This is a genomic window from Sphingomonas mali NBRC 15500, from assembly GCF_001598415.1.
In the GTDB taxonomy this organism is placed as follows: Bacteria; Pseudomonadota; Alphaproteobacteria; order Sphingomonadales; family Sphingomonadaceae; genus Sphingomonas; species Sphingomonas mali.
Genome location: NZ_BCYX01000008.1, coordinates 114,514 through 135,215, shown reverse-complemented (window position 1 = coordinate 135,215; position 20,702 = coordinate 114,514). Strand labels below are relative to the sequence as shown.

Genomic DNA, 20,702 nt, shown 5'->3' with positions numbered 1-20,702 from the left:
CGCCATGCCCGCCGACATCGCGCCGTCGCCGATCACCGCGATCGCCTTGCCAGGTCTCCCCGCCAGCTTGTTGGCGATGGCAAAGCCTAACGCTGCAGAGATCGAGGTCGAGGAATGCGCTGCCCCGAACGGGTCGTACTCGCTCTCGGAGCGCTTGGTGAACCCCGACAGGCCGCCGCCCTGGCGCAGCGTACGGATGCGGTCGCGCCGCCCGGTCAGGATCTTGTGCGGATAGCATTGGTGCCCGACGTCCCAGATCAGCCGGTCGTCGGGGGTGTCGAACACATAATGGATCGCGGTGGTCAGCTCGACCACGCCCAGCCCCGAGCCGAGATGGCCGCCGGTCGTCCCCACCGCCGAAATCGTCTCCGCGCGCAACTCATCGGCCAGCTGACGCAGCTGCTCCGGCTTGAGAGTGCGAAGATCGGCCGGCGTCGAAACAGTGTCGAGCAGCGGCGTCGAAGGAAGATCAGCCATCGGACCGCTTTACCGCAGCGTCCGGTGCGTGTCGATTGATCGAGTTATCATTGCCTCACCGTAACCACTTGATCATTGCCGGATATGCGGCGCCGTCCTCGGCAAGGACACGCGCGAGCCCGTAATATTGCAGCATCGGCAAGCCGATATAGCGGCCCTCGGCAAAGGTTTCGGCGAGCCATTGGCCATCTCCGCGATAGCCATGATCGTGGAATACGACGCGCGGTTCGATTCCGGCCGCCAGCGCAGCGGCGTATGACCACGCGATCGCGGCCATTTCATCACCGCCATCGCTGTCGAACTCGCTGACCGTCGGCCGCAACGCCGGATCCGTCACGGCGATATGCCCCGCTTCGTGCAGCAGATCGCCCGGCCAGCGCAGCCTTTCCGGATCGTAAAGCAAACGCCCCTCCCGCACCGTCATTGCGGGCAGAAAACCATCATCGGTCAGCGTCGCGGCTTCGACGGCGATGCCGATGTCGCGCAGGAAGTCGACGATCGTCGCCAGGGTCTCCGGATGCTCCATTGCCGGCGACGATAACCGGACGATGCATTGACTCCAAGTACTTTATATCATATATTTCTGTAATGACAGAAATTACCGATGAGTCGAACCTCCTCCCTCCTGCGGTGCTCCAGTTCGTGCTGCATTGGGGTGAAATGGGTGGGCAATGGGGCGTCAACCGCTCGGTCGCGCAGATCCATGCCTTGCTCTACCTGAGCGAGCGGCCGCTCCATGCGGAAGAGATGAGCGACATGCTGCGCATCGCGCGCTCCAACACCTCCAACTCGCTCAAGGAATTGATGGGTTGGAAGCTGATCCGCCGCGTGCCGGTGATGGGCGACCGCCGCGACCATTACGAGGCCGAAGTCGATTTGTGGCAGATGCTGACCCGCATCGCACAAGGCCGCAAGGAGCGCGAGATCGACCCTGCCGTGGCGGCGCTGCGGACCTGTGCCGACACCGCAGCGCGCGATCCCAAGATCGGCCGAGTCGCGCGTCAGCGGATCGACGACATGCGCGACTTCGTGATGACGATCGACGATTGGTACCAGCAGATGATCGAAGTGCCGCCCAGCCGGCTGATGATGCTGATCGGCATGGGCAAGCGCATCCTCGCTTTCCTACCCAAGGCCAAAGCGAAGGACGCCTGACCGCAGGAGACGAACGATGGCGACGCTGGCGAACGAGGTGCCGGGAGCACGATATGCCGGATGGCGGCGCAGCGTCGCCGCGTCCCAGCCCGCGGGCACCAGCCAGTTCGCCGCTTTGCTGCCGGCGGGACACTGGGCAAAGCTTCCCGCCACGGTGCGCCAACGGTTCGAACGCAAGGCATTGGCGGGTGCTGCTATCACTTATAGCGGCGAAGTGGTCGAATGCCGGATGACGGTGGCAGGTTGGCTATTGGCGCAAGCCGCGCGGGCGATCGGTGCGCCGTTGCCGCTGGGCCGCGATACCGGCGTGCCCGCAACCGTTTGCATCACCGAAGATCGCGCGGGAAGCGGCCAATATTGGAGCCGCCATTACGGCCGAGCAGCGGGCTTTCCGCAAGTCATCCAGAGCGCGAAGCGCTTTGCCGGCCCGACCGGCCTGGAGGAATATCTCGGCCACGGCATCGGCATCGCATTACGGCTCACGACCGAAGGCGATGCCTTGTTGTTCATCGGCGACCATTATTTCCTTCGTCTGTTCGACGTAAGACTGCGCTGGCCGCGCTGGCTCGCGCCGGGCGAGCTGGTGATCCGGCATCAGGATATCGGCGGCGGCCGGTTCGTCTTCGCGCTCGACCTTGTCCATCCCTGGCTCGGCGAACTGATTCATCAAGTCGCCTTGTTCGCTGATCCGGTCGAGCCGTGAGCGCGACGCGTCCGATCATCGTGTTCGACGCCGAATGCCTGTTGTGCTCGGCCAATGCGCAATTCGTATTGAACCATGACCGCAAGGGCCGCTTCCGGCTCGCCTCGATGCAGGGAGAGGCGGGCAGCGCACTCTATCGCCGCTTCGGGATCGATCCCGCAGCCCCCGACACGCTGATCGTGGTCGAAGGCGATCGCGTGCGGCGCGACAGCGATGCGATCCTGGCGATCTGGGCCAGGCTCGGCTGGCCGTGGCGCGCGGGTGCACTGTTCCGCGCAGCTCCGCCTATGCTACGCGATCCCGTCTATCGCTGGATTGCGCGCAACCGATATCGGCTGTTCGGCCACCGCGACACATGCTGGGTGCCCGATCCTGCGTTCCGGGATCGGATACTGTGACCCGCCCACCCGTCACTGAGCCGCACATGGGCCTGCTTGCTTCGGGAGCGATCGCTGCGGTCACCGGCGGCATAGTCGCCGCGACGCTGGTTTGCTGGGGCAACAGCCGGGTCGATGTCAGCGCTTACATCGGGATGGTGTTCTTTTCGGTGATGATCGCGCTCTTCCTTGGCGGTCTCGCGGCTCCTCCGCTCGCCAAATGGATCATTGGCAGTGGATCGGTGAGCTGGGGAAATTCGGCGATCACAGCGATGCTCACCGCCGCGCTCCCTGCGACGCTCTTCGTTCTTGTCCGCGCGCCCTTCGAAAGATGGGGCGATGAGCTTTTCCCCATCGCCGACACGTTAAATGGGCTGGCGATGCTCGTACTGTCAGGCGCGGGGGCGGGCCTGGTCTTTCGCGCGCTATACGGCGCGCGCCCGATCGAACCACGATGAGCCGCATCCTCGTCATCGGGGGCTATGGCGGGTTCGGCGCGCGAATGACGCGGCGGCTGATTGCGGCCGGCCATGACGTGCTCGTCGCCGGACGCAGCGCCGACAAAGCAGCGGCTTTCTGCAACAGGCTGGACCATGCCGAGCCGGTGGTCGCCGATCGCGACCACGGTATCGGGCTGGTGATGGCGCGGCATCGCCCCGACCTCGTGATAGACGCCGCCGGCCCGTTCCAGGCGAGCGGAACGATGGTCGTCGAAGCCTGTGTCGCGATGCGCATCCCCTATCTCGACCTCGCCGACGCGCGCGATTTCGTCACCGGGATCGCGCGCTTCGACGCCGAGGCACGCGCGGCGGGGGTGGCGATCGTTTCCGGCGCGTCGAGTGTGCCGGCGTTGTCGGGCGCGGTTGCACGACACCTGGCCGAAGGCATGGACCGCGTGACGCAGGTCGATATCGCCATCAGCGCATCGAACCGCGCCGCGGTCGGGCCCTCGGTCGCGCGCGCGATTCTGAGCTATGTCGGGCGGCCGGTACGGCTGTGGCGCGGTCGCCGTGAGGCCGAAGGCTATGGCTGGCAGGAATTGCGCCGGGAGCGCTTCACGATCGCCGGACACCAGCCGCTCGCACGCTGGATCGCGTTGGCCGACGTACCTGACCTTGAGGTCCTGCCGCAGCAACTGCCAGGCCGCCCCGAAGTGACCTTTCGCGCCGGAACCGAACTCGGCTTCCAGATGATAGCGCTGTGGTTGCTCAGTTGGCCGGTCCGCTGGAAATGGGTCACGTCGCTTCGCGGGCTCGCCGGTCTGTTGTTGCCGTTGCAGCGCCTGACTCGCGGCGCCGGCAGCGATCGGTCGGCGATGTCGGTTACGTTGCGCGGCATCGCTGAAGGATCCGGCATCGAGCGCCGCTGGACGCTGATCGCGAGCGATGACGATGGCCCCGAGATCCCGACGCTCGCGGCGGCGTTACTGGCGGAAGAAGCGTTGGCCAGACGCTTATCGCCGGGATCACGCGATGGATCGACACTGCTGACGATCGGCCAGTTCGAACCGCTGTTTGCCGGCCTGTCGATCGTCCACGCGACCACCGAACGCCCGCTCGTGCCGCTCTATGCTCGGGCGATGGGCGAACGCTTCGACCGTCTGCCCGCGGCGGTGCGTATGATGCACGATCTCTATGGAGATGGCGGCGCTGCCGGCGAAGGCACGGTCGAGCGCGGCACCAATCCGATCGCACGGCTGACCAGTTGGCTGATGCGCTTCCCGCCCGCCGGCACTTACCCGCTCCACGTCGCCTTTGCGGAGCACAACGACGCGGAGACCTGGACCCGCCGCTTCGGCCCGCATCGTTTCCACAGCATGCTTAGCCAGCGCGACGATCACGTGGTCGAACGCTTCGGCCCGCTGCGCTTCGCCTTCGCGCTGCCATCCGATGCAAAAGGACTCGCGATGGAACTCTCCGGTTGGAGCGCGTTCGGCCTCCCCCTGCCCCGCGTCCTCGCGTCGCGGATCGAGGCGCGCGAATGGCAGGACGAGGCGGGGCGTTTCCGCTTCCTCGTCGCCATTCGCGCACCACTGATCGGCGCAATCATTCGCTACACCGGCTGGCTGGTGCCAATCAGCTCTTGATGAAAGCCAGCAGGTCGGCGTTGAACTTCTCGGGCAACGTCTCAGCGAGGCCGTGAGGAGCGCCCTCGTAAATCTTGAGTGTGGCGTTGGGCAGGATCTTGGCCGACTTCAGCCCGGCTGCGGCGATCGGCACGATCTGGTCATCATCGCCATGGATCACCAGGGCCGGCACCGCGATCTTCTTGAGGTCCTCGGTATAATCGACTTCGGAGAATTCGCGGACGCAGTCATAGTGACCCTTGAGCCCGCCGAGCATGCCTTGCAGCCAGAAGTTCTCGCGCAGCCCCTCCTGCACATTGGCGCCGTCGCGGTTGAAGCCGTAGAACGGCACCGACAAATCCTTGTAGAATTGCGCGCGGTTGAGCGTGCCTGCGCGAATGCCGTCGAACGCCTCGATCGGCGTCCCTTCGGGATTGCTGTCGCTCTTGAGCATGATCGGCGGCACCGCGCCGACCAGCACGATCTTGGCGACGCGGTCGGTGCCATGGCGCCCGCAATAATGCGCAACTTCGCCCCCGCCGGTCGAATGGCCGACCAGGACGATGTCCTTGAGGTCGAGCTGCTCGATCAGTTCGGCCAGGTCATCGGCATATTGGTCCATGTGATTGCCGTCCCAGGTCTGGGACGAGCGGCCATGGCTGCGGCGGTCATGCGCGATGGTGCGGAAACCCAGATGCGCGAACTCGACCAACTGCCGGTCCCACGCTTCCGATGACAAGGGCCAGCCATGCGAAAACAGGATGGGCTGCCCCGACCCCATGTCCTGATAATATATCGTGGTGCCGTCTCGCGTGGTGATCGTCGCCATCATTGCCTCCAATTAGAATCGCCCGCCCCCCGCAAATCGGATTGCCAGCGAAACGATCCCGACGCGACCGCAAATTGACGCAACGCACAAAAGAAAAGGCGGCCCGTTGCCGGACCGCCCTCTCTTCGATTGATTGGTCGCCCCAGGATCGCTCGCGCGATCCGAAGCGGCCTGAACCTTAGCGCTTCGAGAACTGGAAGCTGCGACGCGCCTTGGCGCGGCCGTACTTCTTGCGCTCGACGGTGCGGCTGTCGCGGGTCAGGAAACCCGCGCGCTTGACCGGGGTCCGCAGGATCGGCTCGTACTTGGTCAGCGCCTGGCTGATGCCATGCTTGACCGCGCCGGCCTGGCCCGACAGGCCACCGCCCTTGACGGTGCAGACGACGTCGTACTGACCTTCACGGCCGGCGACACCGAACACCTGGTTGATCACCAGACGCAGCGTCGGACGCGCGAAATAGACTTCCTGATCGCGGCCATTGACCGTGATCTTGCCCGTGCCCGGCTTCAGCCAGACGCGCGCGACGGCGTCCTTGCGGCGACCGGTCGCATAAGCGCGGCCGAACTTGTCGAGCTCCTGCGCGCGCAGCGGCGCGGTCTGGACCGGCTCGTCGATCTTGCCTTCGAGATAATCTTCGGCGCGCTGCTCGGCAGCCGCTTCGGCGGCCTCACCCTGCTGCTGCAGGACGGTGCCGAGATCGGAGAGCGACTGGCGCCCATCGGTATTGTTGGTGTCGACCATTATGCGCCCACCTTGTTCTTCCGGCTCATGCCGGCGATGTCGAGGACTTCGGGGTTCTGGGCTTCGTGCGGATGCTCGCTGCCCTTGTAGATGCGCAGGTTGCGCATCTGCTGGCGACCCAGCGGACCGCGCGGGATCATGCGCTCGACGGCCTTTTCCAGCACGCGCTCGGGGAAGCGCCCCTCGAGCACCTTGCCCGCGGTGATTCCCTTGATGCCGCCGGCATAGCCGGTGTGCTTGTAATAGATCTTGTCGGCCAGCTTGTTGCCGGTGAACTTGATCTTGTCGGCATTGACGACGATGACATTGTCACCGCAATCGACGTGCGGGGTGAAGCTGGTCTTGTGCTTACCGCGCAGCACATTGGCGATCACGACCGCGGCGCGGCCGACCACCAGATCGGTGGCATCGACGATGTGCCATTTCTTTTCCACCTCGTGCGGCTTGGCCGACTTGGTGGTCTTCATCAGCGCCTTCATGGGCTGTTGACCTTCCGGTTATGGCGTTAAAACAAACGCGCGGCCCGTCACCGAGCCGCGTCCGTGGCGGGCAAATGCCGCCGGACCCCGCGAAAGTCAAGCAAAACCGGGCTTTTGCTGACGGGTATTATGGTACCGGTGAGCTGATCAGCCTTTCCGCCCCCTCAACCGGTCGTGTCCCCCACCCACGCCGCCACCGCCTCATCGACCGCGACTGGCCAGCGTTCGATCACGGGCAGGTCATAGCTGTGCAGCTGCCCGATCCGCGCGGCCACCTGGTTAGCCAGTTCGATCGTCGTCTTGGCGGTCATCACCGTTTCCGCCGCTTCCTGGGTCACATCCTGCCAGCGATAGATCGAGGTGACCGGCATGAGCGAGGTGCACGCCGCGAGCCGCTCCTCCAGCAGCTTGCGCGCGACGAGCGCGGCTTCGGCGGGATCGCCGAAGCTTGACTGGACGATAGCGATGTCGGTCATGCGCGCCTCCTGCCGATGGCATGCGCTCCCCATACCACGCTGATCACCAGCAGCGCGCCCACCAATTGGTGGAACGCGGCTAACGCGATGTTCACCTGCGTCATCACCGTCGCGATACCGAGCAGGATCTGGATGCCGAACGCGCTATGGATCGCGACCGAGGCCGGCCGGTCGGTCTTGCGCACCGCGCGGGCCAGCCACACCAGGGCCACAACCACCACCCAGGCCCACCAGCGATGGATGAAGTGCACGATTGCGGGATCGTCGGTTAGCAAATGCCCGATCGATTCGCCCGACTGGCTGGCGCCGGGGAAGAACGTCGAGAAAGTCCCGGTCATCCCCGGCCAGGTGTCGCTGACAAATCCGGCGCGCAGCCCCGCCATCAGCGCGCCGTAGAACAATTGCACGAACAGGATGACGCCCGCCGCCAGACCCAGCCCGGTCAGGCGGGCTGGTAATGCCCGGCGGTCGCGCGCCAGCGCCTGGAGGTCGAGCGCGGTCCAGACGATGCCGGAGAGCGTGAACAGCGCAGTCAACAGGTGAGCGGCGAGCAACAGCGGCGCGACCTCGGTTCGCACCGACAGGCCCGACCGCACCATGATCCAGCCAAGCGCACCCTGCAGCCCGCCGAGCGCGAACAAGGCGACCAGCCGCCACCAATAGCCGCGCGGAATCTGCCGCCGGATCGCGAACCACAAGAGCGGCAGCGCGAACGCCATGCCGATCACGCGGCCGAGCAGGCGGTGAATATATTCCCAGAAGAAGATGCTCTTGAACCCGCCAAGCGTCATGCCGGCATGGATCGCCTCGTACTGCGGGATCTTGCGGTAATTGGCGAACTCGGCCTGCCATTGCGCGTCGGTCAGCGGTGGGACGATGCCGGTCAGCGGCTTCCACTCGGTGATCGACAGGCCCGATTCGGTCAGGCGCGTGATGCCACCGACCACGACGATCGCGACGATCAAAACGGCGACGCACCATAGCCATGTCGCAATGGCACGCGGACGCTCGCGATTGGGAGAGAAGGAAGACATCGCGCGCCATTATCCGGTCACGTGCGCGTTGTCGAAGCGGATGTGGGGAAGACGTATGCTTAAATCCTCCCCATCGCAGATGGGGAGGGGGACCAAGACGCGAAGCGGCTTGGTGGAGGGGAAATGGACTGAGGGATCCTTGCCGCTACGCGGCTGCGGCCCCTCCACCGCCGGCGCCGCCGGCGGTCCCCCTCCCCACGCTTCGCGTAGGGAGGATTTAGAGAAGGCTCAGTTCGCGGTCGTCCGCGCGCTCTGGCCGTCGCCTTCGGGGGCGGCGACGATGTCGCGGGTGGTGCCGCCCTTGTCGACGATCTTGGTGTCGGGATCGCCGGCGTCCGAGCGGATGCCCGGGCTGGCCGAATCGCCGCCGGCCGAATCGAGCGTGCCGTTCTCGGCCTGGCTGCGCGGCGCGGGGCCACCGAACAGGGCGTCGAGCGCCTGCGCCGACGGGTTATTGTCCTGCGGACGAGTCACGCCCGGCTGCGGCGGCTGAAGCGAGAAATCGGGCGGCACGACCAGCGGCTGCGCGCGCGCGACCGCATATTCATCGGGACGCGTGCGGTCGAATCCGCGATGGCCGCATCCGGCGAGCAACATAGCAACGCCCGCCACGGCAACAATCGGCACAACCTTACGCATTCGATTTCTCCACGTCCGCTCCATCCACTCGCGGCTTGTCGCGCACCAATAATGCCCGCGCGAGCAGGATGAGCACGCCCACCGTAATCGCTGCATCGGCAAGATTGAAGTTCAAAAACGGCGACCAGGTGCCGAAGTGCAGATCGGCATAGTCCTGGACATACCCCAACCGCACGCGATCGAGGATATTGCCGAGCGCGCCGCCGGCGATCATCCCCAGCGCGAACTGGTCCTGGCGATTGCGCTCGCGCCACATCCACACCAGCACCGCCACGGCGATCGCGCCGGTCATCCCGACCAGCAGCCAGGTCGACGCCGCGCTGTTGGCGCGCAGGAATCCCAGCGACACGCCGTGATTGTGGACGTTGCGCAGGGTGAAGATCGGCAGAATGTCGCGCTCGGCCAATTCGTAGCTTAGGCCGAGCGGGCCGGTCACCCACCATTTCAGAACCTGGTCGAGGACAAAAAGCGATATCGCGCTGATCAGCCCGATCTTGGGCAGTTTCCAGGTCACGAGACAACTCCGGTGCAGCGATCGCACAGTGCGCCGTCCGCCGTCACTTCGGGCAGGAGGCGCCAGCAGCGGCCGCATTTGTGATAATCGCTACGGGTGACCGACAGCGGGCCCTTGCTCACCTTGGCGACGATGAAGGCCTCGGCGAGATCCTCGGCCGACAGCGGCATCTCAGGCACAGTCACCTCGGCCTCCAGGCTCGACCGGATCACCTTGTCGCGACGGAACGGCTCGATCGCCTCCGTCACTTGCGCGCGCAGCTCGCGAAGGCCGGTCCACTCGGTCGCGACGACCTTGTCGGCGGGGATCTTGGGCAAATCGGGCCATTCGAGCAGATGGACCGAATCCGCATCCGGGAACCGCGCTTGCCAGGCCTCCTCGGTCGTGAAGACCAGGATCGGCGCGGCGTAGCGCACGAGAGCGTGGAACAGGATGTCGAGCACGGTGCGATAGGCGCGGCGCTTCAGGTCCGTCGGCGCATCGCAATAAAGCGAGTCCTTGCGGATATCGAAGAAGAACGCCGACAGATCGTCCTGCGCGAAATCGGTCAGCAGCCGCAGGTAGCGGTTGAACTCGAACGCGTCGGTCGCCGCCTTCAGCTCGACGTCGAGCCGGCCGAGCAGGTCAAGCACGTAGAGTTCGAGTTGCGGCATGTCCTTGGGTACGACCCGCTCCGCCTCGCTGAAGCCGTCGAGCGCGCCGAGCAAATAGCGGAAGGTATTGCGCAGCTTGCGATAGGCGTCGCTGGTCGTCGCCAGCACTTCCTTGCCGATCCGCACGTCCTCGAAATAATCGACCGACGCGACCCACATGCGCAGGATGTCGGCGCCCGATTCCGAGATGATCTTGAGCGGGTCGACGACATTGCCGAGGCTCTTCGACATCTTGCGGCCATTGCCGTCGAGCGCGAAACCGTGGGTCAGCACCGCGTCATAGGGCGCACGGCCGCGCGTGCCGCAACTTTCGAGCAGCGACGACTGGAACCAGCCGCGATGCTGGTCCGATCCTTCGAGATAGAGGTCGGCGCGCACGCCCTCCCCGTACCGCGCCTCGATCGTGAAGACATGGGTCGATCCCGAATCGAACCACACGTCGAGAATGTCGTTCTGCGGCTCGAAATCCTCGAGCTTGTAGTTCGGGCCGAGCAGCGCCTGATGGTCCGCGGTGAACCAGGCGTCGGCGCCACCGGCCTCGAACGCCTTGACGATGCGGTCGTTGACCGCCTTGTCGCGCAAATACTCGCCGGTCGCGCGATTGAGATAAAGCGCGATCGGCACGCCCCAGGCGCGCTGGCGGCTGATCACCCAATCGGGGCGCCCCTCGACCATCGAGCGGATGCGGTTCTGGCTGCGCTCGGGCACCCAGCGCGTGCGCTCGATCGCGTCGAGGGCGACCTCGCGGAGCGTAGGTCCGTTGCCCACGGCATGGCCGATCGACGGCGAAAAGCCGGCGAGATCGCCCGGCTCCGGCAAGTCGATCGCGACCGCCGCGGCATTCTCGCTCTTTTGCGACTGGTCCATCGGGATGAACCATTGCGGGGTGGCGCGGAAGATCACCTTGGCCTTCGACCGCCAGCTATGCGGATAGCTATGCGCGAAATCGTCCGAGGCGGCGAGCAGAGCGCCTGCCTCGCGCAGATCGGTACAGATCGGCCCGTCCGAGGCGACGAACTTCTTGTTGATGACGCTGCCCTGCCCACCCAGCCACAGCCAGTCGGGGCGGTAGAAACCCGCGCCATCGACCGCAAACACCGGATCGATGCCGTGCGCCTTGCACAGCAGGAAGTCGTCCTCGCCATGGTCCGGCGCCATATGCACGAGGCCGGTACCAGCATCGGTGGTGACGAAATCGCCGGGCAGGAACGGACGCGGCTTGGCGAAGAACCCGCCGAGCTTGTGCATCGGGTGACGCGCGACGGCCCCGTCGAGTTGGGAGCCTTTTAGAACTCCGCGCTCAATTGGCGCCGATGCCACGGTTAGACCGGTTCGGTTCAAGAAGGTGCCCATTAGCTCAGACGCAACTAGCACGCTGAGTTCGCGATCCCCTTGGAAGGCCGTAAACACCGAGTACTCGACCTCCGGCCCGTACGCCAAAGCCTGGTTGACCGGGATCGTCCACGGCGTCGTCGTCCAGATCACCGCATGCGCGCCGACCAGTTCGGGCGCGTTGGGCGCGTCGGTGATCTCGAACGCGACGTCGATCTGGGTCGACACCACGTCCTCATATTCGACCTCGGCCTCGGCCAAAGCGGTCTTCTCGACCGGCGACCACATCACCGGCTTGGCGCCGCGATAGAGCTGGCCGCTCTCGGCAAACTTGAGCAATTCGCCGACGATCGCCGCCTCGGCGTCGAACTTCATGGTGAGATAGGAATCGTCCCAATCGCCCATCACGCCCAGCCGCTTGAACTGCTCGCGCTGCACCTGGACCCATTTGGCGGCATAGGCGCGGCATTCGGCGCGAAACTGGTCGACCGGCACCTGGTCCTTGTCGAGCTTCTTGTCCTTATACTGCTTCTCGACCTGCCATTCGATCGGCAGGCCGTGGCAGTCCCAGCCGGGCACATAGGGCGCGTCCTTGCCGAGCAAGGACTGGCTGCGGACGATGATGTCCTTCAGCACCTTGTTCATCGCATGGCCCATATGGATGTCGCCATTGGCGTAAGGCGGGCCGTCGTGGAGGATGAAGCGCTTGCGCCCGGCACGCTGCGTCCGGAGCTTGCCGTACAGATCCTCGCTCTCCCACCGCGCGAGAATCGCCGGTTCCTTCTGTGCCAGGCCGGCCTTCATCGGGAAGTCGGTCTTGGGCAGGAAGACGGTGTCGCGATAGTCCGCGGGGGCGCTGGTGTCGTCGGTCATAGGTTGGCGGCGTTTAGCGAGCGCGAAGGTCGCTGTCATTCCCCTTCTCCCCTTGTGGGAGAAGGGAGGAGCCGCGCTTGCGCGGCGGAGGGATGAGGGGGAGTGGGCAACGGGTTATAGAGTCCCCCTCACCCTTCCGCCGCCTAACGGCGGCTCCCTCCATCATCGGGTCGGCCATGCCCCCGGCATGGCCTAAATAGTGCGGGGCACTATTTACCCGATGATCCCACAGGGGGAGAGGGAGAAGCGAGCAATTCCCTAGCCGTCGCCACATCCTCCGCCATCTGCGCCATCAGCGCGTCCAGATCGTCGAACTTCGCCTCCGGCCGGATGAAGTCGACCAGGTCGACCTCGATCGTCTGGCCATACAGATCGCCCGAGAAATCGAAGAAATAGGGTTCGAGCAATTCCTTGGGCGGGTCGAAGCTCGGCCGCACCCCGAGATTGGCCGCACCATCGACCACGCGCCCGTCCGGTAAATGCCCGCGCACCGCATAGATGCCGAACTTCGGGCGCAGATAATTGGCCATGTCGATATTCGCGGTCGGGAAGCCGAGCGTCCGCCCGACCTTGTCGCCATGCTGCACCACGCCCTCGATCGCATAGGGCCGGGTCAGCAGTCGCGTCGCTTCGCGCGGGTCACCGGCACGCAGGGCCTCGCGGATGCGGGTCGACGACACCGTCTCGCCGTCAAGCTGGACCGGTGCGATCGTGTCGACAGTGAAGCCATGGCGCTCGCCCAATTGCCGCATCAGCGGGATGTCGCCGCTGCGGCCCTTGCCGAAAGTGAAATCCTCGCCGGTCGACACCCCCGCCACGCCAAGATGCTCGACCAGGCATTGATCGACGAATTCCTCCGCCGAAAGCCCGGCCAGAGTCGCGTCGAATTCGAACACGTACATCGCGTCGACGCCCGCCGCCGCGAACAGTCGCGCGCGCTGGTCCATGCTGGTCAGCCGGAACCAGGGACTGTCGGGACGGAAATAGCGCATCGGGTGCGGATCGAAGGTGGCGACGATCGCGGGTCGGCCGGCAGCACGTGCGCGCTCGACCGCGCGGCCGACCACTGCCTGGTGCCCCAAGTGAAACCCGTCGAAATTGCCGAGCGCGACATAGCCCCCGCGAAAGCGCTCGGGCACGGTCGGGCCGCCGGAAAGCCGCTCCATGGCGTGGGCCTTAGGGGGCAGAGCGCGGTTACTCAACTCCTCCCCGGCACGGGGAGGATTTATTGTCCCGGCACCATCCCCGCCGTCAGCACGCGGATGACATTGCCGCCCATCACCTTGCGGATGTCGTCGTCGGAGAAACCGCGGTCGAGCAATGCCTGGGTGATCGCGGCGACCTGGCTGGCGTCGAACCCGGTGGTCACCGCGCCGTCGAAATCCGATCCCAGCCCGACATGGCCGATCCCGACCAGATCGCGGACATAGGCGATCGCCTTCGCCGCATCCTCGGGCTTGTTCGAACAGATTGCGGCGTCCCAATAGCCGATGCCGATCACGCCGCCGGTTCTCGCGATGCCGCGAATCTCGTCATCGGTCAGGTTGCGGTTGACCTTGCACGTCGCCTGGACGCCACCATGGCTCGAGACGATCGGGCGACGCGCCATCGCGATTACATCGGCGACCGTCTGGTGGCTCGAATGCGCGACATCAACCACCATGCCGAGCTTTTCCATCCGCGCGACGACCGCGCGGCCGAGCGGCGTCAGCCCGCCCTTCTTCACGCCGTGCATCGATCCGGCGATGTCGTTGTCGAAGAAATGCGCGAGACCGGCCATGCGGAATCCGACGGCATGGAGCTTGTCGAGATTGGCGACCTTGCCCTCGAGGTCCTGCAGCCCCTCGATCGACAGCATCGCGCCGACCACGCCGCTGCCCGCGCGGCGGTCCGCAACCAGCTTCTGCAGGTCCGCAGGCGAGGTGATCAGCCGCAATTGCCCGTTCGAGCGATCGGCGAAGCGCTTGAGCTTCTCGGCATGATAAAGCGAGCGCTGAAGCAGCGAATTCCACGTCCGCATCGGCTGCAGGTCGGCCATGACAAGCTGAGTGATGTTGTCGGTGTCGTCCGAATTGGCGTCGTAATTCTGGTGCTTCGGCGTCTTCGTTACCGACGAGAAGACCTGGAGCGCATAATGCCCCGCCTGTAGCCGCGGCAAGTCGACCTGGCCGCGATCGGAGCGCGTGAGCAGGTCACGTTTCCACAAGAGCGAGTCGGCATGCATGTCGGCGACGTCGAGCGTCTTTTGCAAGGCGAGCGCGCGTGGCGTGATCTTGAGCACGACCGGCTGCACCTTGTTCATCGATTTCTCGACCATGCCGGGAGCGAGGACGAAGAACAGGATCGCGGCGATGACGAGCAGCGCCAGTAACCCCAGCAGCCATTTGCGCATACCGACTTTGCCCCTCCGTCATGCCGGGCTCGTCCCGGCATCCAAGGCGCCGCGAACCAACCAGTCCATGATGTGCGGCACGTTGGACCCCGGGACAAGCCCGGGGTGACGATGATGGTTAGTTACGTACCAAGGTTACAAAGCTGTACGCTGGCCGGTCGCCCTCGGCCGGATGATCCTCACGCCCGATTTCGCGCCAACCCTCAAACGCCGATACCATAGCGTCACCCTCAGGCTCCGCATGGACTTCGGTCAGTTCGACACGGTCAGCCCGATCCAACAGCAGGGCAAAAACCTCCGCCCCACCGATCACTGCCGCATCATCCCCAGCCAACGCCAGCGCCTCCTCGACCGAATGCGCGATTTCCGCTCCCTCCGCGGACCAGCCGCGATCGCGCGTCAGCACGATATGCCGCCGGCCGGGCAGCGGCGACGGGAAGCTCTCGAACGTCTTGCGGCCCATGATCATCGGCCGCCCGATCGTCTGCGCCTTGAAGCGCTTGAGGTCGGCCGGCAAATGCCAGGGCAGCCGTCCGTCGCGGCCGATCACCCCGTTATCGGCGCGCGCGAGATGGAAGGAAATCACACCGCCACCGGCGCCTTGATATGCGCCTGGGCCTCGTAGCCGACGAGCTGGAAATCCTCATATTCATAAGCGTCGATCGACGGCGGCTTACGCAGGATCTCGAGCTTGGGCAGCGGCCCGGGCTCTCGCCCCAGTTGCTCGCGCGCTTGCTCCAGATGGTTCGAATAGAGATGGCAGTCGCCGCCGGTCCAGACGAACTCGCCAACCTCCAGCCCCGCTTGCTGCGCGAGCATATGGGTGAGCAGCGCATAGCTCGCGATGTTGAACGGCACGCCGAGGAAGATGTCCGCCGAGCGTTGATAGAGCTGCAGGCTGAGCTTGCCGTTGGCGACATAGCATTGGAACAGGCAATGGCATGGCGCGAGCGCCATTGCGTGGAGCTCGCCGGGGTTCCAGGCGCTCACCACCATGCGGCGGCTGGCGGGATTGATCTTCAGCGTCTCGATCAGCTCGGCGATCTGATCGACATGCCCGCCGTCGGCGGTCGCCCAGTCGCGCCATTGCTTGCCATAGACGGGACCAAGATCGCCATTCTCATCGGCCCATTCGTCCCAGATGCTGACCTTGCGGTCGCGCAGCCACTGCACATTGGTGTCGCCGCGCAGGAACCACAGCAATTCGACGATGATCGACCGCAGATGCAATTTCTTGGTGGTGAGCACCGGAAAACCCTGCGCCAGGTCGAAGCGCATCTGGTGCCCGAAGACCGATCGCGTGCCGGTTCCGGTGCGATCCATCTGCTCGGCGCCATGGTCGAGCGCGCGCTGCATCAGGTCGAGATATTGCCGCATGACGACGGCTTACCGCTTGCCGCGCGCGCCGCCAAGCGGCGGCAGCGTCACCGCTGTGGAAAACGCTTCGCTATCGGGATGCGGTCAGGGCGCGGCGGGCGTCGGCGTTTGTGTCGGCGACGGCACCAGCCGGCAGGCGCGGATGTCCTTAGGTTCGGGACGAGGCCCTACCGCCTGGAACCGCGCGAGATAGCCCCCGGCAGAGGGCATGTCGTCGAGCGCGACGAGCTTGTAGCCGACCGCGGCGAATTCGCATTCGAGCAATTTGGGCGGCGTGCCGTGATTTTGGGTGCGGCGATTGGCGTCGACCACGATCACTTCGCCGCCCGGCTTGAGCGACGGGCGCATCCGCCAGAGGAATTCGTAGGGCTGCTCGATCTCATGGTACATGTGCACCATCAGGATGCGGTCGAAGCTGTTGTCGGGCAATTTGGGATTGGCCGGTTCGCCCAGCCGCACGCTGACGGTGTCGAGCCGGTCGCGCGCGACACGTTCGGCCAGCGCATCGCGCACCTCCGGCACGATGTCCTCGGCCAGCACACGGCCGTCCTTGCCGACGCGGCTGGCCAGGCGGATCGTGTAATAACCCTCGCCCGCGCCGATATCGGCGACGGTCATACCCTTGGCGATGCCCGCCTTGTTCATCACCTCACCCGCTTCGTTGAGCCGATCGCGCGCCTCCTCGGTCGACCAGCGCGGCGAGATGATCCGCGCGACCGGGCGGTCGGCGGCGGGGAACGGACCGACATCGTCCTGCTTGTTCTGGACGACCGGCGGGCCGCCATCGCAGGCGGCGAGCATCAGCAAACCGACGATCAACACGCCCGACGACCGCATCACTCGACGTCCTCTACCTCGACCGTCTCTCCAGTTACGCGCTGCGATAGCGCAGCCGCCATGAAGGCGTCGAGATCGCCGTCGAGCACATCGGACGGGCTGGTCGAGGTCACGCCGGTGCGCAGGTCCTTCACCAGCTGGTACGGCTGCAGCACGTAACTGCGGATCTGATGGCCCCAGCCGATATCGGTCTTGGTCGCATTGACCGCGTTGGCTTCTTCCTCGCGCTTCCTGAGCTCGTGCTCATAGAGGCGCGCGCGCAACTGATTATAGGCCTCGGCCTTGTTCTTGTGCTGGCTGCGCTGGTTCTGGCAGGCGACGACGATCCCGGTCGGCAAGTGCGTGATGCGCACCGCCGAATCGGTCGTGTTGATGTGCTGGCCACCCGCGCCCGACGAGCGATAGGTGTCGATGCGCAACTCGCTTTCGTTGATCTCGATATCGATCGAATCGTCGATCACCGGATAGACCCACACGCTCGAAAAGCTGGTGTGGCGCCGCGCCGCGCTGTCATAGGGGCTGATGCGGACCAGGCGATGCACGCCGCTTTCGGTCTTGGCATAGCCATAGGCATTCTCGCCCTTGAGCAGCAGGGTCGCCGACTTGATCCCCGCTTGCTCGCCGGCATGGTAGTCGACCAGTTCGACCTTCATGCCGTGGCGTTCGGCCCAGCGCGAATACATGCGCTGGAGCATTTCGGCCCAATCCTGGCTTTCGGTCCCGCCGGCGCCGGCATTGATCTCGATATAGGTGTCGTTGGCGTCGGCCTCGCCCGCCAGCAGCGCCTTGACCTTGTCGGCCTCGGCGCGCGTGGCGAGTTCGGCGAGCGCCTCGACCGCCTGACCTTCCATATCCGAATCGCCTTCGGCCTCGGCCATCTCGACGAGTTCGATATTGTCCCTCAATTCGCTTTCGATCGCGCGCGTCGCGGTGATCGCCTCGTCGAGACGACGGCGTTCGCGCATCACTTCCTGCGCGGCTTTGGGATTTTCCCACAGGCTCTGATCCTCGACGCGTGCGTTGAGCTCGTCGAGCCGCCGCAGCGCGCGGTCCCAATCGAGGAAGCGGCGCAACAAGCTGAGCGCGTCATTGATGGTATCGACATGCGATTGCGCTTCGGCGCGCATCGGTAACTCCAGTCAGATTTTGGGCGGACGCGGCCCGGTATCGAACCGCGTCACACCGATATAGGGTGGCGGCCTAGTAGATACCGCCCTGCCGTTGCAAGAAATCGCGATCGCCGCTCGATTCCCTGGGCTTGGATTCCTGCGGTGCGGCCCTGGTCGCGGTCGGCGTCGGCAGGTCGCGACGGATCGGCGAGCGGCGCGTTTCGCTCTCGGGCTTGAACGCTTCCCAGATCACCTGGGCCTTGGGATCGCCACCCGGCGATGGCCACGCCCCGAAGACGGGTTTGCCGGAGAGGCGATCGACACGGACCATGCGGATCCCCGACGGGGCGCGGAACGGCATTTTGGGCAGGCCCTCATAGGCCTTGACCGCCCATTCCTTGAAGATCGGCGCAGAGACGGTTCCGCCCTGGGCATAGCCGCCCAGGCTGCTCGGCTTGTCATAGCCGAGATAGACGCCGGCGATCATCTGCGGCGTGCCGCCGATGAACCACACGTCGGTCGGGCCCGAATTGGTGCCGGTCTTGCCGAACATCGGGCGATCGAGGTCACGCAGGATCGTCGCGGTACCGCGCTGGATCACGCCCTCGGCGATATGCACCATCTGGAACGCGCTCAGCGGATCGACCACCTGCCTCAGCTTGACCACGGGGCGCGGCATCGGCTTGCCGTACCAGTCGGGCGCGTTGCAGCGATCGCAGGCACGCCAATTCTCCGGCCAGATCACATTGCCGCGGCGATCCTGGACGTAATCCACCAGGGTAGGCGCACGGCCGCGGCCATTATTCTCCAGGATCGAATAGGCATTGACCATGCGCTGCACGGTGGTTTCGCCCGCGCCGAGCGAGAATGCCAGATAAGGCGGATATTTGCCGACGCCGATCTCGTCCATCAGCTTGACGACATTGGCCATGCCGGTCTGGGCGGCGACGCGCACCGTCATCAGGTTGCGCGATTGCTCGAGGCCCCAGCGCATCGTGTGCGACCCCGACCCACCGGCGCCGCCGAAATTGCGGAAGCATTTCGAATATTGCGTGCCCTGGTTCACGCAATAAGGCCCATCCTGGATGATCGAGGAGGGGGTCAATCCGTGTTCGAGGCCCGCGGTGTAGACGATCGGCTTGATCGTCGACCCCGGCTGGCGCAGCGCCTGCGTCGCCCGATTGAACGACTGGACGCGATTGTCGAAGCCGCCCTGCATGGCGAGGACGCGGCCCGTTGCCGGCTCTTCGACGACGAAGCCGCCCGACACCTTGGGCAGGGTCTTGAGCACGTAGGAACCACCCGACGGCGCCACCGCAATGATGTCGCCGGCCTTGATCGCGCTCGACGCCGGGCCGCCGCCGCCACGGATCGGCATCGACGCGGCGCCGCGCGGCAGCGTGCCGGTCGCACCGTTCGAGAAGCCGAGCGTGAAATCGCCGCTGTCGTCGATCACGACCGCCGCGCGCCAATCCTCGTAATCGAGCGCGATGTTGCTCGCCAGCAGGGCGTTGAGCCAGTTCTGCGACACGTCGACATGGCCGAGCGGACCAGTCCAGCCGCGATTGCCGTCATAGCGCAGCAAGCCGTCGCGCAACGCCTTTTGCGCCAAGGCCTGCTGCTTGGGATCGAACGACGTCCGCACCCACAGACCGCCGCCATAGACGCTGAACGGATTGCGGCCACCCTCGGATGCTTCGCCAAACTTGTCCATCAGCTGGCGGCGGACTTCCTCGATGAAATAGCCCGACGCCGATTCGAACTGGACGGTGCGCTTGTTGACCGTGCCGAGCGGCTGGGCGACCGCCCAATCGTGCTGTTGCTGGTTGATGTACCCATTGGCCTGCATCTCCCCCAGCACCCAGTTGCGCCGCGCCGTCGCGCGCGCCGTTTGGCGATCGGGATCGTAGCCCGACGGCGCCTTGGGCAGGATCGCCAGATACGCGAATTGCGGGATGGTGAGCTGGTCGAGGTCCTTGTCGAAATAGGCGCGCGACGCCGCCTGAACGCCGTAAGCGTTGCGGCCGAGGAAGATGGTGTTGAGATAGATTTCCAGTATCTGCTGCTTGGTCAGCGTGTCCTCGATGCGATAAGCGAGGATCGCTTCCTTGAGCTTGCGCGTATAGCTGCGCTCATTGCCGACCAGCAGGTTCTTCGCGACTTGCTGCGTGATCGTCGACGCACCACGCGCATGCTTGCTGCGCAGATTGTCGAGCATCGCCGAGACGATGCCCGGATAATCGACGCCGTGGTGCGAGAAGAAGGTCTTGTCTTCGGCGGACAGATAGGCCGCGACCAACAGCTTGGGATATTCGTCGAACTTCAGCTGGACGCGATGTTCGCGCGCAAAGCTGAATACCGGCATGCCGTTGGTATCGCGGACGTTCGACGGAAGGTCTGGTTCATAGGTCTTGAGCCGGTCGACCGAGGGTAGATCGCGCGCGACGAACAGCCAGATCAGGAACCAGGCGATGCCCCAAAGCGCCGCCAACACGACCAGCGCCTTGACCCACCAACGCTTCCACGCGTCGCGCATGAAGCCGGCGACGCCGCCAGCCTCTCGCTTGATCCGGAAATTGACCGAGTCCGAACTGTCCGCCGCCATAATCGTCCGGGCCTTAGCAGGTCCGGCGGCTCTT

22 protein-coding genes are annotated in these 20,702 nt (G+C 65.0%); 5 read left to right on the top strand and 17 right to left on the bottom strand.

Annotation, left to right across the window (positions count from 1 at the left end):
* Both SMA01S_RS08880 and SMA01S_RS08875 read right to left on the bottom strand, forming a co-directional pair.
* On the bottom strand, positions 1-477 hold a 477-nt coding region (locus SMA01S_RS08880; RefSeq protein WP_281179174.1), incomplete at its 3' end, for a 1-deoxy-D-xylulose-5-phosphate synthase N-terminal domain-containing protein.
* 55 nt (positions 478-532) lie between these two features.
* Entirely contained in the window at positions 533-1,003 is a 471-nt protein-coding gene (locus SMA01S_RS08875) for a hypothetical protein (protein ID WP_066820457.1), read from the bottom strand.
* A 62-nt stretch (positions 1,004-1,065) separates the two neighbouring features.
* On the opposite strand from SMA01S_RS08875, the gene SMA01S_RS08870 reads away from it, so the two are divergent.
* The 5 genes from SMA01S_RS08870 to SMA01S_RS08850 are packed head-to-tail and all read left to right on the top strand — an operon-like array spanning position 1,066 to position 4,798.
* Positions 1,066-1,632 (top strand): GbsR/MarR family transcriptional regulator, encoded by a 567-nt coding sequence (locus tag SMA01S_RS08870; RefSeq protein ID WP_066820455.1) that lies wholly within the window; start codon positions 1,066-1,068, stop codon positions 1,630-1,632.
* A 16-nt stretch (positions 1,633-1,648) separates the two neighbouring features.
* Complete coding sequence (locus SMA01S_RS08865; protein WP_084250203.1) at positions 1,649-2,335, top strand: DUF4166 domain-containing protein; 687 nt, start codon at positions 1,649-1,651, stop codon at positions 2,333-2,335.
* Positions 2,332-2,733 carry a thiol-disulfide oxidoreductase DCC family protein gene (locus SMA01S_RS08860; protein WP_066820454.1) on the top strand — a complete coding sequence of 134 codons (402 nt, stop codon included), beginning with the start codon at positions 2,332-2,334 and terminating at the stop codon, positions 2,731-2,733. Before SMA01S_RS08865 ends, SMA01S_RS08860 begins: the two co-directional genes overlap by 4 nt.
* Entirely contained in the window at positions 2,730-3,170 is a 441-nt protein-coding gene (locus tag SMA01S_RS08855) for a hypothetical protein (protein WP_157093873.1), read from the top strand. Before SMA01S_RS08860 ends, SMA01S_RS08855 begins: the two co-directional genes overlap by 4 nt.
* Positions 3,167-4,798: a saccharopine dehydrogenase family protein gene (locus SMA01S_RS08850; RefSeq protein WP_066820452.1), complete on the top strand. Its 1,632-nt coding sequence runs from the start codon at positions 3,167-3,169 to the stop codon at positions 4,796-4,798. The genes SMA01S_RS08855 and SMA01S_RS08850 overlap by 4 nt, the downstream gene beginning before the upstream one ends.
* Here the strand turns inward: SMA01S_RS08850 and SMA01S_RS08845 are convergent.
* The 15 genes from SMA01S_RS08845 to SMA01S_RS08775 all read right to left on the bottom strand — a co-directional run bounded on the left by SMA01S_RS08845 (position 4,788) and on the right by SMA01S_RS08775 (position 20,668).
* Entirely contained in the window at positions 4,788-5,606 is an 819-nt protein-coding gene (locus SMA01S_RS08845) for an alpha/beta fold hydrolase (protein WP_066820490.1), read from the bottom strand. The genes SMA01S_RS08850 and SMA01S_RS08845 overlap by 11 nt on opposite strands.
* Positions 5,607-5,784: 178 nt before the next feature.
* The gene (gene rpsI, locus SMA01S_RS08840) at positions 5,785-6,348 is read right to left on the bottom strand and encodes a 30S ribosomal protein S9 (RefSeq protein WP_084250202.1); all 564 of its coding nucleotides are present in this window, start codon (positions 6,346-6,348) and stop codon (positions 5,785-5,787) included.
* Positions 6,348-6,827 carry a 50S ribosomal protein L13 gene (gene rplM, locus SMA01S_RS08835; RefSeq protein WP_084250201.1) on the bottom strand — a complete coding sequence of 160 codons (480 nt, stop codon included), beginning with the start codon at positions 6,825-6,827 and terminating at the stop codon, positions 6,348-6,350. Before rplM ends, rpsI begins: the two co-directional genes overlap by 1 nt.
* Before the next feature lie 164 nt (positions 6,828-6,991).
* A complete protein-coding gene (cutA, locus tag SMA01S_RS08830; RefSeq protein ID WP_066820451.1) occupies positions 6,992-7,303 on the bottom strand; it encodes a divalent-cation tolerance protein CutA in 312 nt (103 codons plus the stop codon).
* On the bottom strand, positions 7,300-8,337 hold the full coding sequence (locus SMA01S_RS08825) for a COX15/CtaA family protein (RefSeq protein WP_066820450.1): 1,038 nt from the start codon (positions 8,335-8,337) through the stop codon (positions 7,300-7,302). The genes cutA and SMA01S_RS08825 overlap by 4 nt, the downstream gene beginning before the upstream one ends.
* A gap of 228 nt (positions 8,338-8,565) precedes the next feature.
* Positions 8,566-8,976 (bottom strand): DUF3035 domain-containing protein, encoded by a 411-nt coding sequence (locus SMA01S_RS08820; protein WP_066806883.1) that lies wholly within the window; start codon positions 8,974-8,976, stop codon positions 8,566-8,568.
* Positions 8,969-9,490 (bottom strand): signal peptidase II, encoded by a 522-nt coding sequence (lspA, locus tag SMA01S_RS08815; protein WP_066820448.1) that lies wholly within the window; start codon positions 9,488-9,490, stop codon positions 8,969-8,971. The genes SMA01S_RS08820 and lspA overlap by 8 nt, the downstream gene beginning before the upstream one ends.
* A complete protein-coding gene (ileS, locus tag SMA01S_RS08810; protein ID WP_066820446.1) occupies positions 9,487-12,348 on the bottom strand; it encodes an isoleucine--tRNA ligase in 2,862 nt (953 codons plus the stop codon). The genes lspA and ileS overlap by 4 nt, the downstream gene beginning before the upstream one ends.
* Positions 12,349-12,557: 209 nt before the next feature.
* Positions 12,558-13,514: a bifunctional riboflavin kinase/FAD synthetase gene (locus SMA01S_RS08805; protein WP_066820444.1), complete on the bottom strand. Its 957-nt coding sequence runs from the start codon at positions 13,512-13,514 to the stop codon at positions 12,558-12,560.
* Between the two features lie 59 nt (positions 13,515-13,573).
* Positions 13,574-14,740, bottom strand: a complete 1,167-nt coding sequence (locus SMA01S_RS08800; protein WP_066820442.1) for a dipeptidase — start codon at positions 14,738-14,740, stop codon at positions 13,574-13,576.
* A 118-nt stretch (positions 14,741-14,858) separates the two neighbouring features.
* Positions 14,859-15,326, bottom strand: coding sequence for a dihydrofolate reductase (locus SMA01S_RS08795; RefSeq protein ID WP_066820439.1), 468 nt, complete (start codon positions 15,324-15,326; stop codon positions 14,859-14,861).
* Entirely contained in the window at positions 15,323-16,117 is a 795-nt protein-coding gene (locus SMA01S_RS08790) for a thymidylate synthase (protein ID WP_066820437.1), read from the bottom strand. Before SMA01S_RS08790 ends, SMA01S_RS08795 begins: the two co-directional genes overlap by 4 nt.
* A gap of 84 nt (positions 16,118-16,201) precedes the next feature.
* Entirely contained in the window at positions 16,202-16,954 is a 753-nt protein-coding gene (locus SMA01S_RS08785) for a class I SAM-dependent methyltransferase (protein ID WP_066820435.1), read from the bottom strand.
* Positions 16,954-18,081 (bottom strand): peptide chain release factor 2, encoded by a 1,128-nt coding sequence (gene prfB, locus SMA01S_RS08780; RefSeq protein WP_066820433.1) that lies wholly within the window; start codon positions 18,079-18,081, stop codon positions 16,954-16,956. Before prfB ends, SMA01S_RS08785 begins: the two co-directional genes overlap by 1 nt.
* Positions 18,082-18,154: 73 nt before the next feature.
* On the bottom strand, positions 18,155-20,668 hold the full coding sequence (locus tag SMA01S_RS08775) for a penicillin-binding protein 1A (protein WP_066820432.1): 2,514 nt from the start codon (positions 20,666-20,668) through the stop codon (positions 18,155-18,157).
* Positions 20,669-20,702: the final 34 nt, after the last annotated feature.